This is a genomic window from Protofrankia sp. Cj5 (assembly GCF_917627405.1).
Classification (GTDB): Bacteria; Actinomycetota; Actinomycetes; order Frankiales; family Frankiaceae; genus Protofrankia.
In genome coordinates this window covers 121,920-136,761 of the sequence record NZ_CAKJTO010000002.1, presented here as the reverse complement: position 1 = coordinate 136,761, position 14,842 = coordinate 121,920, and the positions used below count along the sequence as shown (strand labels likewise).

Genomic DNA, 14,842 nt, shown 5'->3' with positions numbered 1-14,842 from the left:
TGGACGATCTGCGCGACCTGTTCGGAACGGGCGAGCTGCCCGGATCCGGTGACGTCGAGACCGTCGGCGGGCTGCTGGCGAGCGCGTTGGGACACGTGCCGATTCCGGGAGCGACGGCGACCGTCGGTGTGCTCACGCTCACCGCCGAGAGCGCCGCCGGGCGCCGGAACCAGATCGGTACGGTGGTGGTCCGGCGGTCGTCGTCTGCTGATGAGGACTCCGCTGGCGGATCCCTGGCCGACGTGGTCCGTGCCGGCGGTCATCGAGGTGGGTCCGAGCGGGCCGGCCAGGAGCGCGGGGATGAAGGCGGGGATGAGGACGCGAAACATGGTGACAGCGGCCACGGCGGGAACGCCCTCGGCCCGGTCGCGCGCCGTACCGCCTCCGGGACGCGCACATGAGGAACCCATATATGGATCACATGAGTGACCCGCGCAGGCGTGCGCATGGGTAAGGGCGAGAAAGACGAGAAGGACGAGACAGGGATGGGTGTGCCGGAGCGGGAGTCGGACGGACCGGGTTCGCGGGGGCAGAACCCGGGCGGAGCGCGTCCGGGCGCGGGCGCCGCGCCGGTTGCCCCTGGCGTGCTGGAACCAGAGGACGCAAAGCTCGTGATCCTGGCCCGGTCGGCAAGGCCGCGTGCCTACGTGCCGCGAGGCGGAACCGCCGCGGCCGAGGGTGCGGCCGTCCGTGACACCGACGGGCGAACCTACGCGGCGGCGACCGTGGAGAATGCCGACGCTCGACTGAGCGTGTCGGCGCTGCGGGCGGCGGTGGTCGCGGCGGCGTCCAGCGGTGCCCGCCGCTTCGAGGCCGCGGCGATCGTGTCCGAGCGGGTGGCGCTCCCAGCACCGGACGGCCCAGCCCCGGACGGCCTAGCACCGGACGGCGAGGCACCCCCGAGCGTGCCTGGCGTGCCAGCCGCCGTGCCAGCCGCCGTGCCAGCCGTCGACGACCTGCTCGTGCTCGGTGAGTTCGGTGCCGGCGTCCCGGTGTTCCTCGCCAGCCCGGACGGGGTGGCGCGCGGCCGGGTGACAACCTAGTGGCTCTCGCCGTGGGGACTGAACCGCGGTTCCGGTCAGGGTTCGCGTGCTTTGTCGGACGTCCCAACGCGGGTAAGTCCACCCTGACCAACGCACTCGTCGGAGCCAAGGTCGCGATCACCTCCGGGCGTCCGCAGACGACCCGGCACGCCATCCGGGGTATCGTGCACCGCGCCGATGCTCAGCTTGTGCTGGTTGACACCCCCGGGCTGCACCGCCCCCGGACGCTGCTCGGCCAACGCCTCAACGACGTGGTGCGCACGACCCTGTCCGAGGTGGACGTGGTCGCCTTCTGCGTCCCGGCGAACGATCCGGTCGGTCGTGGTGACCGCTTCATCGCCGAGGAGCTCGCCCGGCTGCCCAAACGGACGCCGGTGATCGCGGTCGTCACCAAGACCGATCTGGTGTCTGACCGGGACGCGCTGGGCGCCCAGCTGCTCGCGGTCTCCTCGCTGGCCGACTTCGCCGAGGTGGTACCGGTCAGCGCCGTGTCGTCGTTTCAGGTGAACCTGCTCGCGGACCTGCTGGTCGAGCGGTTGCCGGCCGGTCCGCCGCTGTATCCGGACGGTGACCTGACCGACGAGCCTGAGCAGGTGATGGTCGCCGAGCTGGTACGCGAGGCCGCTTTGGAGGGCGTGCGGGACGAGCTGCCGCACTCGCTGGCCGTCGTCGTGGAGGAGATGATCCCGCGTGCGGACCGGCCCGCTGACCGCCCGTTGCTGGACGTCCATGTGAACGTCTACGTCGAGCGGCAGAGCCAGAAGGCGATCGTCATCGGCGCGCGGGGCGCCCGTCTGAAGGACGTCGGGACGCGGGCCCGTACCCAGATCGAGGCGCTGCTGGGCACCCCGGTCTTTCTGGACCTGCACGTCAAGGTCGCCAAGGACTGGCAGCGCGATCCCCGCCAGCTCCGAAAGCTCGGCTTCTGACCGGCGCCGCCCGGTCCACACCTTCGGCCCGGTCGGCGGATAGTGACGCTCATGGCTGGCGTGCGGCGGGTGATCCCGCTGACTCTGGGGTGGGTCGAGGTGCCGTACTCGATGTCGGTGTATGGCGCCCCGGACGGCATCCGGCTGTGGGAGCCCGTCCCGGCGCTGCTGCTGGAGGTCGACGGGGGCTGGTTACTGGTCGACACCGGGCTCAACCCGGCTTTCGTCCGGGACCCGGCCCTGTGCCGTCGGTTCCACCAGGACACCGGCGTGGAGGTACGGCTCCCGGCCGGCGCCGGCGACCCGCTGGAGGGTGAACTGGGACGTGTCGGGCTCACGCTCGACCAGATCGACGCGGTTGCCGTCTCGCACCTGCACAACGACCATGCCGGTGGGCTGCGCCACTTTGCGCGGCGGAACACCCCCGTCCATATTCAGCGCCGGGAGCTTGATCACGGACTTGGCGCGCACCCGGCGCGGCTGGAGGCTGACGGCATCATCCGGGTCGACTTCGACGATCCGGCGATCGCCTGGCGGCCGGCCGACGGCGACAGCGAGATCGCCACGGGGGTGACCGCGATCCTCACCGCCGGGCACACCCCCGGTCACCAGAGTTTTGTCGTCGAGATGGATCCCGCGGTAGGCGGTGGCGGGTATGTCTTCGCGTTCGACGCCGCGGATCTGCGGGAGAACATCGACTCGGAGCGAGCGGTCGGTGGGTCGATCGGCGTTCCACCGGAGGCGACCATCGAGCCGATCCGGCGGTTGAAGGCCATCGCCTCCGCCCGCGGGCTGCGCCTGGTCCCCGGGCACGACCCGGTCGTGTGGCCGGCGCTCGTCACGGAGCTGGCTACCTGAACCCGGACCGGTCCCGGTCCGGCGCCGGGTCCCGGTCCGGCGCCGGGTCCCGGTCTGGCGCCGGGTCCGGGTCCGCGACAGCCTCGAGGAGGGCGTCCCGGTTCGCCAGGATGAAGTCCTTGAGCGCGCCGGGCTGGAGGGCGAACCGGGCCAGGTCATCGCCGCGCAGGTCGATGCGCTCGACGTCGTAGCGTCCCTTTGCCGGGTTGGTGAATTCGTCGCCCGTCCTGGCGGCAAGATTCATCGAGGTGAGCCGGCAGACGAAGAAGTGCTGGACGGTGATGCCCGGCGTGTCGCCCCCGCTGTGTCGTGTCGCGCTTGTGAGGAACACCTGCTGGACGCGGTCGACGGTAGCGCCCAGCTCCTCGGCGACCTCCCGGTGCAGGGCGGCCTCGACCGAGGTGTCCTGCTGATCGACCCCGCCGCCCACGGTGGCCCAGTAGCGGGGCTGGCCGGGCAGGCTCCGGCGGAACACGATCAGCTGCCCGCCGGAGTCGATCAGAATTGCTCTGGCGGCCCGTCGCACCACTCGCACCAGCCCATCATTGTCCGCAGCGGAGATCCATGTCCGGGTCAGCCAGGAACCCGCTACGGTTCCTGGCTGACCCGGGCCACCCCCACCCCGAGCAGGTAGGTGCCACCGAGATCCGTCCAGCCCACGTCCAGCGGGGCGGATGTCGTCAGTCGCCGGCTGTGGAGCGCACGGTCTGTGCCGGCGGTGAAGGCGTCCACCGTCCCGTTCCCGGCCCGGACGAAGGCGGGCGGCCCGACTGTCCGCCCACCGGCGTCGATGAACCGTATGAACGGCACAGCGGCGTAGGCGAGGGTTCCCGACGCCAGCCGGCAGCCGACGAACGCCCGCCCGGCCCCGTTCGGGCCAGGCGGGTAACCCTGGTCACCGTGGGATCCGTAGGCGTCCGGGTAGGTGTCCGCGTAGGTGTCGTTGCCGCCGGCGCCGGGCGCCCCATCGCACCGGACACCGAGCGCCTTCCAGAACGAGGTGGCTGTCCGCCGGTAGAGGTTGGCCGTGGGTGGGGCGCTGTCGCTGGCGCGGGTGATGAACCAGGTGACGGCCCCGTCCACGACGGCCACCGCGGGAGCGGCGTCGGTCCGCCCGCCGTAGTTCGTCCACCAGGTCACCCGGGCCGGCTGGCCGGTGGTGTCGATGGGCACGGCTGTGACGTACAGTGCGCGATCACTTCCGCGGCATCCCAGGTGCAGCGTTGATCCGACGACGACCGCGGCCTGTCCGTAACACTGTGTCCCGGGTAGGCCGAGCGGGGACCAAGCATGATCGGTATCGCCCCGCATCCAGAGATTCCCGTCGGTGCCACCCACGATGTAGGTGACCCTGCCAGCAGCCTGGATCACTGTCGGAACTGATGTGGCCTGGCCGCCCAGCGACATGGGGCGGGCCTGGTCGGACCGTTTCGCCCAGACAGCGTGATCGACGCCTACGCCAGCGACGATCGTGTACCCGGCCTGGGCCTGGGCCTGGGCCTGGGCTAGGCCCAGGGGCCGGCTGACGAGCGCCGCGGCAAGCTTGTTCCACAGCGGAGCGCCACGTCCGGTGACCAGATCGAATCCGGCCGTGGCGCTGTGGGCGCCGTTGCCCCCGGTGATGACGTCCCGAAATGCTGCGGCGGGTGCCTGGTACAGCTGGTCGTGGATGTCGCCGTACCCGCCCGAGCGTTGCCCGCCCGACGCCCACACGGCCGCGAGCATCCCGGCGGCGGCGGGTGCGGCGAGGCTGGTGCCACCGAAGCGCAGCCAACCGGGTGTGACCGTGCCGCCGTGGCTTTCCCAGTAGCGGCGATCATAGACGGCAAAGCCGGTTGTCGGGTCGGCATCCATGGCGAGGTCGGGCAGCGCACGTGACGCGCAGCTGGTGGCCGGTTGCCAGCCTGGTCGGGCGAACAGCGTCGAACATCCACCACCAGAGCCGGCCCAGGCCGTTTCCGATACGGTTGTGCTGGCCGGGTGGAGCATGCTCGTGCCACCTACCGCGATCGCTGACGGTGATGACGCTGGATAGCTCGCGGTGGCGGTGCCGTTGCCGCAGTCGTCGGAACCGCTGTCGCCGGATGCGGCGAAGGTGGTGACGCCCGCGGCCGCGATCGCCGCCAGCAGCGTCTCGGCGGTGCTGACGAAGGCGGCGCTGTTGTGCGGCTCGCACAGCCCCCAGGAGACGTTGAACGCCACCAGGTTCGCCGCCGGATCGGCGGCGTCGGCGCGGACCCGGTCGAGGATGTCGAGGAAGCCCTGGTCGGTGTTGGGGCCGAAATAGACGCGTTGACGCGCAGTGGGCGCAACCGCCAGCAGCGCCTCCTGGCCGAGGGCGACCTCGCTGTCCCCGTCGCCGTCCCGGGCCGGGTCGTAGCCGGGTTCGCGCCCTACGCTGACCGCTGTGTAACGCCCGTTCATGACCGGGTCGGGTATGCCCGCTGCCGCCGCGTAGGCCCGCAGGTCGGCGGAGTCCCAACCGGACAGCTGAAGGCTCGCGACGGTCGGCTCCGGTCCGCCGTCGCCGCGGTGGCCGTCCGGGGCGCCATAGGCGGTACGCAGGTCAGCGCCGGTATAGCCGCTGCTCGCCGGGATGGCCGCGGCGGTGCGCGCAGGGGCCGGCACCGTCGTGGCCGCCGGTGTGCCCAGGGGGCGCAATGCCGGCCGGATCTCGTCACCGCCAACGGCGACCGAGACGAGGCCGTACAGGGACGGGGGGACGGTTGGCAGGCTCTGCGCGTAGCGCAGAGTGGGACGAGAGCGCCGGGCGCTGCCGAACAGCTGCCGGAGATGGCCTGCCTCGCCGCTGGCGGTGACGCTCCATGTCGTACTTTTGATCACGCGCAGGCCCAGTTCGTCAAGCTTGTTCGCGACCGTGTCGTGGGTTGCCCGCGAGGGCAGAAACGCTCTCAGCCGGGCGGCCCGGTCCTGCGGAGATCCGGTGACTGTCCCGGCGGCCGACCGCGCGAGGCGGTCCAGGCCGGCCGGGTCGGGCGCGGTGAGATAGACGGTGACGGTCTGGGTGGTCGTGGTCGTGGCCGTGGCCGTGGCGATGTGGGCCTGGGCCACAATTAAGGCGAGAGCCACGTGGAAAACCGTCATTTTTTCGCTGATACATACCAGTCGTCTACATACCAGTCGTTCCCGCACCGCCAGCATTATTACTCCTGGTTCTTTTACGGATGCTGAAAGTAACTATTGCAGAGTGTGGTGGCCGGGAGCGGGCAGGCATCGCATCGCATCGCGGGTCGGCGGGCGAACGGACCACCGCCAGCCAGCCCGCCCACCGGGCGGTGGCATGTCACGATCGGCCCGAGGGGACCGTGTCCTGCCCACTTACCGGGATGCGTGCAACCATGGGTGGGTGCCGGTCTACCGTGATGAAGGCGTTGTCCTGCGAACGACGCCGCTCGCGGAGGCCGATCGCATCGTCACCGTGTTGACCCGGCGGACGGGACGGGTACGCGCGGTGGCCAAAGGGGTGCGGCGCACATCGTCCCGCTTCGGCGCCCGGTTGGAACCGGGTACCTACGTCGACCTCCAGCTGCATGAGGGGCGCTCCCTCGACACCGTCACGCAGGCCGACATCCTCAGCCCCTATGGCGCGGTGATCGCTGGTGACTACTCCCGGCACACGGCATCGGCTGTCATGCTGGAAACGGCCGAACGGCTGACCGGTGAGGAACGTCAACCGGCCATGCGGCTGTTCCTGCTCCTGGTCGGCGGTCTGCGTACCCTCGCCCAGAGTGAGCGTGCGCCGGGTCTCGTCCTGGATGCCTTTCTGCTGCGCGCCTTGGCCGTCTCGGGTTACGCAATGGCGTTGCAGGCGTGCGCGCGCTGCGGCGCGCAAGGGCACCACCAGGCGTTTTCCGTGTCGGCGGGAGGCGTAGTGTGCCCGCAGTGCCGACCGCATGGCGCGGCTTCGATGTCCCTGGCCGCCGTGCGGCTGCTGTCCGACCTGCTCACCGGCGACTGGGCCGCCGCCGACGCGAGCGAGGTCCGCACCCGGCGTGAGGCTGGTGGCTGCGTCGCGGCCTACCTGCAGTGGCATCTCGAGTACGGCTTACGCGCGCTGCCCCACCTGGAGCGGGTGTGAACCGGGCTGGGCGTGTCGTGGGTGGCGCACTCGACGAAGATGCGTCGATGATGTTTGTGGGCGCGGGAGGGACAATGATCGCGCTACCGTTGGCTGGCGGTAGAAGGGAGGTGTCCGGTGAATCGACGTAACGGGAGAGCCGGACGGTTCCGTGAGCCGCACCCGCATCCTTCCGGCGCATGCCGGCCGGAGATTCCTTCCGCGTTGATCCCGCGGCATGTTGCCATCGTCATGGATGGCAACGGCCGCTGGGCGAAAATGCGTGGCCTGCCGCGTACGAAGGGCCACGAGGCCGGTGAGGAGGCCCTCTTCGACTGCGTGGAGGGCGCGATCGAGCTGGGAGTCCGGTGGCTGTCGGTGTACGCCTTCTCCACGGAGAACTGGAAGCGTTCGCCGGACGAGGTCGCCTTCCTGATGCGCTTTACCGACGGGGTGTTCGGCAGGCGCATCGACGACATGGACTCCCTGGGAGTACGGGTCCGGTGGGCCGGCCGGCGGCCCCGCCTGTGGGGCAACGTCATCCGGCGGCTGGAGGCGGCCGAGGAGCGCACCCGCGGTAATGACCGTCTTACGCTGGCGATGTGCGTGAACTACGGCGGGCGCGCTGAGCTCGCCGATGCCGCGGCCGCCATCGCCCGCGATGTCCGTGACGGCCGGCTGCGAGCGGACCGCATCGACGAGAACACCGTCGCCCGCTATCTCGACGAGCCGGAGATGCCCGATGTCGACCTGCTGATCCGTACGTCGGGGGAGCAGCGGCTGAGTAACTTCCTGCTCTGGCAGGCAGCCTACGCGGAGTTCCTGTTTGTCGAGCGGCTGTGGCCTGACTTCGACCGTCGCGACCTGTGGGCAGCCTGCGAGGATTTCGCCAAACGGGACCGCCGGTACGGCGGGGTCGTGGGCCATCCGTCGGGAGCCCGCTCGGTGGTGCCGTGACATCTCTGGCGGGCGGCGGTCTGGCGGGCGGCCCGCGGCCGGACGGACGCGAACTGATAGAACCGTGCGGTGCTTGCTGTCATGCGGCTGCGGGTTCCGGTTGGCGAGGCCGAGGCCTTCCGCGAGCGTGCGGAACGGGTCTTGGCCGCTCTCGCCGGTGAGCGTGGCTATCGCTGGGCCCGGCTGGGCCGTGCCGTGGACGATTGCGGGCTGTGGGTGATCACATCCGAGTGGGACGGGGCAGGCGCCTGGCGCCGGGCGGTGTCGGCGTTCGCTGTCCGGTTGGAGCTGACGCCGTTGATGGTCTACGCCGTCGATGAGCCGGGCGCGTTCGAGGTGCTGTTCGCCCATGACGGCGTCGCGGGCGCTGTGCGCCGGGCATCGGATCTTGCCTGACCTCTCTGCTTCAGCTCGGCCCGCGGCCCGTACGCTGGGCACCTGTCTGCCTGATCGGTACCTGCCCGCCTGATCCCCACCTGGCGCGGGTGTACGCAGGATGCGACCGCCCAGCGTCACCGATGATGCTGGGTGATAGGAAGGGAGTGCCCACGTGGCCAGTGCGTCCGACCGTATGGACACCATCGTCAGTCTGTGCAAGCGCCGTGGGCTGGTCTTCCCCTCGAGCGAGATCTACGGTGGCCTGCGGGCGTCGTGGGACTACGGCCCGCTCGGGGTGGAGCTGAAGAACAATGTCAAGCGCGCCTGGTGGAAGGCGATGGTCCAGGGCCGCGAGGACGTGGTCGGCCTCGACTCGTGTGTGATCCTCGCACGCGAGGTCTGGGAGACCAGCGGGCACGTGCAGGTCTTCGTCGACCCGCTGACCGAGTGCCTCACCTGCCACAAGCGGTTCCGTGCCGACCATCTCCAGGAAGCGTTCGAGGCCAGGCACGGCCGGCCGCCGGCCGCGCTCACCGAGGTCGCCTGCCCCAGCTGCGGCGCGCGTGGCACGTTCACCGAGCCGCGGATGTTCAACGGCCTGCTCAGGACCTACCTGGGGCCGGTCGAGGACGAGTCGGGCCTGGCGTACCTCCGGCCGGAGACAGCCCAGGGCATTTTCATCAACTACGCGAACGTGCAGGCGGCCGCCAGGCGCAAGCCGCCGTTCGGCATCGGTCAGATCGGCAAGTCCTTCCGCAACGAGATCACCCCGGGAAACTTCATCTTCCGGACCCGGGAGTTCGAACAGATGGAGATGGAGTTCTTCGTCCCGCCGGGCGAGGACGAGACCTGGCACGACTACTGGATCGACGAGCGGATGAAATGGTACCGAGACCTGGGCGTCCGGGACGAGAATCTGCGCCGTTTCGAGCACTCGAAGGAGAAGCTCTCCCACTACTCGAAGCGGACCGTCGACATCGAGTACCGGTTCAACTTCGCCGGGCTGGAATGGGGTGAGCTGGAGGGCATCGCGAACCGCACGGACTATGACCTGACCGTGCACGCGAAGGCGTCCGGCGCGGATCTGACCTATTTCGAGCAGGCCACCGGCGTCCGGTACACCCCGTATGTGATAGAGCCCGCGGCCGGGGTGGACCGTGCCACCCTGGTGTTCCTGCTGGACGCCTACGCCGAGGACACCGCGCCCAACACCAAGGGCGGGGTGGACCGCCGGGTCGTGCTCCGCCTGGACCGCCGGCTCGCCCCGGTCAAGGCGGCGGTACTCCCGCTGTCGCGCAACGCTGATCTGTCGCCGGTCGCCCGCGACCTTGCCGCCGAGCTGCGTACGCACTGGAACGTCGATTTCGACGATGCCGGTGCGATCGGGCGCCGGTACCGCCGGCAGGACGAGATCGGCACGCCGTTCTGTCTCACGGTCGACTTCGACTCACTGGCGGACCGCGCCGTCACGATCCGGGAGCGGGACACGATGGCGCAGGAGCGCGTGGCCATGGACCAGGCGGTGTCCTATCTCAACACCCGCCTCGGCCCCTGCTGACAGGCTGACATTGATGCCGCTTGAGCCGCTTGAGCCGCTTGATGCCGGTTGATGCCGCGGCGCTCGCTCCCCGGGGATGATGTGTCGCTGGGGGCAGCCGACGGCCGTGTTTGCATCCCACCAGCGGTGTACGTGCCGCCGGCCGGACCGCGAGCCGCCCGCACGGCAGCTGTCACACCGGTGGCTGCGGTGACCGGGCCGGCAGCTCGAGGTCGCTCGACCCGAACCGGTCGGCCAGGAAACGGCCGTGCGACAGCAGTTGCGCGGTGTCCCCGGCCGCGGCTGCCTCGGTGACGTCACGGATGCCCGCTTCCAGCAGACCGAGCTGGTCGATGACGACCTGGCGCGGTGTGCGCCCGTCGTCCAACCGGTGTGTCTCGGCGTACTGCGCGGGCAGACCGAGGTAGACCTCCAGCGCGGTCGGCAGGTAGTCGGCGATGGTCCGCACGACCACGAACGTCTCGGGCGAACCGGCCCGCAACAGGTGCGGGCGGTCGAGTACCTCGCGCAGCGCGGCGGCGACCCGGTCCGCGGCAGCGGTGACCTCGGCCGGCGCCTGTCCAGCCAGGGCCCGCAGCTGGGCGTCGACGACCGTGCGCAGTTCGGCGGCGCTCGGCTGGGTACTCGCGGGCACCAGGCGACGGGCCGGCGCGACCAGCGCGCCGACCGCGTACAGCGCGGCAACGACCAGCGGCCACTGCGGTGACCCGACCACACCGGCGGCGGTCAGCCCAAGCCCGCCGAGCGCACCGGTGCAGCCGGCGATGTTCTTCAGCGATCCCATCCAGGCCAGCGCCTTCTCCCGGCGCCCACGGGCAGGCGGCGCCGGTGGTGGGGCCGGCCGCGGTAGCCGGAGCGGCATCACCACCAGCAGCTCCGACCGGGAACGGGCCCACCGGCGGGCATACTGGGCCCGGCGTCACTGGTAGCCACGGATGTCCTTGAACACGTCGGCCAGCGAGGACGCCCGCGCGTCGAAGGCCGCGCCACCGGTATCGGTGGCGATCGAGCGGAGATCGTCCGGACGGGCTTCGCCGAAGATGACGCAGAACGTGCGGACAGCCTGCGCGGCCGGGGGCAGGCCCCGGTAGCTGGCGCGAAACTGGCTGGCTGACAGACCGGCGTTGTTCTCGCCATCCGTCATCAGGACGATCGATGTCAGGTAGCCGGGCTCCCTGGCGATCGAGTCGGCCGCCCGGCGGTACGCATCCGCGAGCGCGGAGTAGATGGCCGTTCCCCCCTCGGCGTGCAGGCTGGCGACATACGAGCGGATCGCGGCCAGATCGGGTGAGGACGCCTCGGTGGCTGTCACGGTGAAGTCGCGTGCCCCGACGACCGCGCCGTTGAAGGTCACAAGCGTAACCTTTTCCCGGCCACGGAACCGGGTGAACCGGCCGGACAAGGACGTATCGGCACCGGCGAGCCCCGTCAGCGCGGATGTCAGGTCGGCCAGCCGCTGGCCGGCCATGGAGCCGGACACGTCCAGTACGAAGATCGCGTGTGATGGCCGGCGAAAATGATCGAAATAGGAGGTGAGCAGCTCGTCGGCGACCGCCTGGGTGGCGGGGAAGGGCAGTTCGGCCAGGGCGGTCGCGGTGAACCGCGGGTCGAGCGCGACGCCCGGGACAGCTGGCCGGCGATTGGTGTCGGCCTGTAGCCGCTGCTGGACGGCTGGGCTGCGTAACCAGTTCACCACCCGGTTGTATGCGTCCTGCCGAGCCGGGTCGAGCAGCAGCATGGGGTAGTCGGCTGTGATGATGCCGTCTTTCGGATAAATGATCGTGAGCGGTTCGCGCAGCCGACCCGAACGTTGCAGAGACAGCAGCACCGACTCGTAGTTTATTATCCCGTCGGCATCCTGGGGACGATTGACGAAGGCGTCCGCAAGCCAGCCGGAGCTGCCTGAGGTGAGCGTCTGTCCGGAGAAGAACGACGTCAGCGCGTCGGTGCGGATGTCGGATGCCTGGAGCGCGTCTGACTTCCCGGCGAGCGCGGCCGCGACGCCGACCAGCGCGCTGAAGCCGGAGTTGGACGCCGCCGGATTCGTCATGGCGTACGTCAGCTCGCCGGTGGCGACCTTCGCGGCGACATCCGCCCAGGTGACGCTGGCGGTCCCCGTCCAGCCGAACCGGGTGGCGAGCGAGGTCCGGACGCCCAGGACCACCGGTGATGTCATGGTTGGCGTGCGCGCGCTGGCCGCTGTCGCGCCACCGGGCAGCAGGCGCAGGTAGCGGTCAGAGGACAGCCAGGCCGCGTCCACGTCCGCGGTATGTTTGATGATTCTGTCGGTGGCGTCGAGCGTTCCGGCGTAGACCGGTTTCACCGTGATGCCGGTAGCCGCGCGCAAGTCGCCGAGCAGGGGTTCGATGTCGGCGAGTTCCGAGCCGGCGAGCACCCGCAGCACGCCCGGTTTACCCGGGCTGGCGCTCTGTCCCGGGCTGGTTCCCGGCCGCGTGGCGGGGGTGGAGCCGCAGGCGGTCATGACCACCATGGCCACCGCGCCCGCGCAGCTGGCGAGCAGAGCGGCAGTGCGCGCCCGGCAGCAGGAGACGCGGCGTCCGGTCACGGCCCGCCGCCAGAGATCTCCAGTTCCCCGGCCGTTACCGGGACGATCTCGGCCGGAGCGGCCGCGGCGGCCCGGTCCAGGTACGCGGTGGCTTTCCCTACTTCTTCGGACAGGGCCGACACCGTCGTGCGCATGGTCTCCAGGGCAGCGGCCTTGTAGCCGTCGATCGTGTCGATCGTGGCGTAGATGTTGGCGAACGCCTGCTGGAGAGCCTGCACCGACACTGTCGAGGAGGCCGCCTGCCCGTGGATCTCCACCGTCTGCCGCCGCAGCAGCTCCGAGGTACCGACGATGATGCGCTCGGTGGTCTCGTTCAACGCGGTGATCTGGTCGAGCACCAGTTTCTGGTTGGCCAGGGCCTGCGCGACGAGCACCGCCGTCCGCAGGGCCGCGACGGTCGTGGTGCTTGCCCGGTCCACACCTTTGATCAGTTCGAGGTTGTTGCGTCTGATCATTTCCAGGGCCAGGTACCCCTGTGCGCTGACCGCGAGCTGGGTGAGCAGGTCCTGGTGTTTCTGGCGAACGTAGAACAGGACGTCCTCGCGGAGCATCCGTGCCCGCTCCGGGTCGCCGGCCTCGATCCGGTCTATCCGGGTGATGAGCTCGGCGTCGAGGCTCGAGGCGAGCTGGGTGTACTCGCGCAGCCTGCCCATGGTGGCCCACAGGTTGTGCTTCTCCTGCTCGATCGCGGCATTGTCTCGCCGTAACTCCTCCTGCCCGTTCTGTAGCGCATGCAGGATGGCGTCCAGCTGCGCCTGCGAGGACTGGTAGGAGGCGAAGTAGTCCCGCAGGCGGTTCCCGAACGGGATCATGCCGAGCAGCTTTTTCGGGCCCAGCAGATTCACCGTGGACGGGTCGAGGTCGCCGACCACCCTGCGCAGCTCAACCAGAGAGGTCGACACCGACGACGTCGCGTCGAAGGCACCGGAACTCATCGCCCGCGTCGGTTTGTCCAGCAGCCGGTTGGACACCGCGGCTGAGGCACGGATCTCTTTCTCGCCCATCCGGTGCACGGCGGCGACCTTGGTCGTGAAGGCGGGCGAGGCCGGGTCGATGCCGACCAGCGCGTCGGCGAAGGCCACCGCCTGGCCAGCCAGCCGCGAAGCCGCCTCCGGGCTGATCGGGACGGCGGGTCCGGCCTGCTCCGGGGCGACCGGCGCGACCGGCGCGGGCGGCACCAGGACCAGCTGCGCGCCGGGGTCGCCCGCGGCCGGCGGCAGGGTGGGTGGTGGGATGGTCATCAACCCGGCCCTTTCCGGTACTTCATCTCGATTTGACCGATCATCCGTTCGGATATCTCCGCGCTCGGTGGTTCGACGATATTGACCAGCTGCGGTGGCGGGCTGGCGCCGCGTTCGGTGGCGTACTGCCGGCCATAGCCGACGTCCGCGGTGCGGAACCCATGCCGGACAGCGAGACGCTGGAGCTCCGGGTCGGTTGTCAGCAGACGCCCGACCGCGTCGCCGGCAGGAGTGAGCGGGACGACGGTGTGTTTGGCATAGATGGTCGGATTCGGGTACATCAGTACCATGTCACCGCTCAGCGAGCCGTCCTTGGCGAGCAGGTGGGCTCTGAACTGGGCCTCATAAATCATGACCATCGGCGTCTTGCCCATACCGATGGTCAGGAAGTCGTCGAACGGCTCCTGGGACGACGCATCCAGGTAGCCCTGTTTGAGGAACAGGGGCGCGAGCCGATCTGTCATACGGTCGGCCGTCCCGGTGTCGGTGACGATGTTCCCACCGTTGCTGACATAGGAGGCGATCGCCAGATAAAGGGCTGCCGAGTTCGACGTCCGTACATCCGTCGAGCTGATGAGAATGGACTTCTCGGTCCGGTAGACGCTGTTTGCGGGCAGTTGCGACCAGCGGGTGCCGTTCGCCACCAGATCGAGGTACTTACGCATGTCGAACAGGTTGTGGTCGCCCTCTCGGCTACTGACATCCGCCGCGGTCAGGAGCGTCGCGATCGGGGCGAAGGTGGCTATTGCCATCGGCGTGAAGAAGGGTACGTAGGATGCGTTGATCTTTCGGTCGTGCCTGATGCGGTCCGCCTGTGGCGCATCCGCCGGGAACGCCAGGTCGAAGCCGGACAGATCGCGGGTGGTGGCGATCTCGCGCGATCCAGCGGAAGTGATCTCAAGTCTGTAGCCGGCCCGCGCGAGGGCGGACACCACCTCCGGGTCGGCGAAGTAGGACTGTTTCTCGGATGAGATCAACGCGCGGACCTTGGTCGTGCCCGCGCTGGGGCCGGACCGGATCCGCGGGACGACGATCAGCGCGACGACGCCGAGCGCGAGCAGCCCGGCAAGCGCGAGCCCGAGAACCCGGCGACCCTGCACGGTGTCTTCCTCCTCCTCTTCGTGCCTGTTGGCCCGAGTATGTCAGCGCGCTTCATGATCGTAAGTGTCATACCCGACAGCTTCCCGGCCGGCGAGGCCCGGCGTCCGGACGAGTCCCGTTCCGCGCTCCGCTG

At 69.7% G+C, this 14,842-nt stretch carries 14 protein-coding genes; 8 read left to right on the top strand and 6 right to left on the bottom strand.

Features of this window, described 5'->3' with window-relative positions:
• The 4 genes from MJ777_RS01315 to MJ777_RS01300 form a co-directional block, all read left to right on the top strand.
• Nucleotides 1–401 (top strand): transporter associated domain-containing protein (locus tag MJ777_RS01315; RefSeq protein ID WP_305039357.1); only part of this gene is annotated, 401 nt, incomplete at its 5' end.
• 84 nt (nt 402–485) lie between these two features.
• Nucleotides 486–1,043: a cytidine deaminase gene (locus MJ777_RS22945; RefSeq protein WP_370652616.1), complete on the top strand. Its 558-nt coding sequence runs from the start codon at nt 486–488 to the stop codon at nt 1,041–1,043.
• A gap of 11 nt (nt 1,044–1,054) precedes the next feature.
• Nucleotides 1,055–1,972 carry a GTPase Era gene (gene era, locus MJ777_RS01305; protein WP_239308357.1) on the top strand — a complete coding sequence of 306 codons (918 nt, stop codon included), beginning with the start codon at nt 1,055–1,057 and terminating at the stop codon, nt 1,970–1,972.
• Between the two features lie 51 nt (nt 1,973–2,023).
• On the top strand, nt 2,024–2,830 hold the full coding sequence (locus MJ777_RS01300) for an N-acyl homoserine lactonase family protein (protein WP_239308358.1): 807 nt from the start codon (nt 2,024–2,026) through the stop codon (nt 2,828–2,830).
• Here MJ777_RS01300 and MJ777_RS01295 read toward each other — a convergent pair.
• Together MJ777_RS01295 and MJ777_RS01290 are read right to left on the bottom strand one after the other, a co-directional pair.
• A complete protein-coding gene (locus tag MJ777_RS01295) occupies nt 2,823–3,365 on the bottom strand; it encodes an NUDIX domain-containing protein (RefSeq protein WP_239372523.1) in 543 nt (180 codons plus the stop codon). The genes MJ777_RS01300 and MJ777_RS01295 overlap by 8 nt on opposite strands.
• 53 nt (nt 3,366–3,418) lie before the next feature.
• Nucleotides 3,419–5,935, bottom strand: coding sequence for a S8 family serine peptidase (locus MJ777_RS01290; RefSeq protein WP_239372521.1), 2,517 nt, complete (start codon nt 5,933–5,935; stop codon nt 3,419–3,421).
• Nucleotides 5,936–6,197: 262 nt separating this feature from the next.
• Between MJ777_RS01290 and recO the strand changes: the two genes are divergently transcribed.
• The 4 genes from recO (at nt 6,198) to MJ777_RS01270 (ending at nt 9,801) form a co-directional block, all read left to right on the top strand.
• Complete coding sequence (gene recO, locus MJ777_RS01285) at nt 6,198–6,929, top strand: DNA repair protein RecO (RefSeq protein WP_239308362.1); 732 nt, start codon at nt 6,198–6,200, stop codon at nt 6,927–6,929.
• Nucleotides 6,930–7,046: 117 nt separating this feature from the next.
• Nucleotides 7,047–7,865, top strand: coding sequence for an isoprenyl transferase (locus MJ777_RS01280; protein WP_239308363.1), 819 nt, complete (start codon nt 7,047–7,049; stop codon nt 7,863–7,865).
• Between the two features lie 69 nt (nt 7,866–7,934).
• Nucleotides 7,935–8,261: an antibiotic biosynthesis monooxygenase family protein gene (locus MJ777_RS01275; RefSeq protein WP_239372519.1), complete on the top strand. Its 327-nt coding sequence runs from the start codon at nt 7,935–7,937 to the stop codon at nt 8,259–8,261.
• A gap of 175 nt (nt 8,262–8,436) precedes the next feature.
• Nucleotides 8,437–9,801: a glycine--tRNA ligase gene (locus MJ777_RS01270; RefSeq protein WP_239308381.1), complete on the top strand. Its 1,365-nt coding sequence runs from the start codon at nt 8,437–8,439 to the stop codon at nt 9,799–9,801.
• A gap of 172 nt (nt 9,802–9,973) precedes the next feature.
• Here the strand turns inward: MJ777_RS01270 and MJ777_RS01265 are convergent, their stop codons facing one another.
• The 4 genes from MJ777_RS01265 to MJ777_RS01250 all read right to left on the bottom strand — a co-directional run bounded on the left by MJ777_RS01265 (nt 9,974) and on the right by MJ777_RS01250 (nt 14,708).
• Nucleotides 9,974–10,663, bottom strand: a complete 690-nt coding sequence (locus tag MJ777_RS01265) for a hypothetical protein (protein ID WP_239308382.1) — start codon at nt 10,661–10,663, stop codon at nt 9,974–9,976.
• Nucleotides 10,664–10,720: 57 nt separating this feature from the next.
• A complete protein-coding gene (locus tag MJ777_RS01260; protein WP_239372567.1) occupies nt 10,721–12,292 on the bottom strand; it encodes a VWA domain-containing protein in 1,572 nt (523 codons plus the stop codon).
• 71 nt (nt 12,293–12,363) lie between these two features.
• Nucleotides 12,364–13,608, bottom strand: a complete 1,245-nt coding sequence (locus MJ777_RS01255) for a toxic anion resistance protein (RefSeq protein ID WP_239372517.1) — start codon at nt 13,606–13,608, stop codon at nt 12,364–12,366.
• On the bottom strand, nt 13,608–14,708 hold the full coding sequence (locus MJ777_RS01250) for a hypothetical protein (RefSeq protein WP_239308366.1): 1,101 nt from the start codon (nt 14,706–14,708) through the stop codon (nt 13,608–13,610). The genes MJ777_RS01255 and MJ777_RS01250 overlap by 1 nt, the downstream gene beginning before the upstream one ends.
• Nucleotides 14,709–14,842 lie beyond the last annotated feature (134 nt).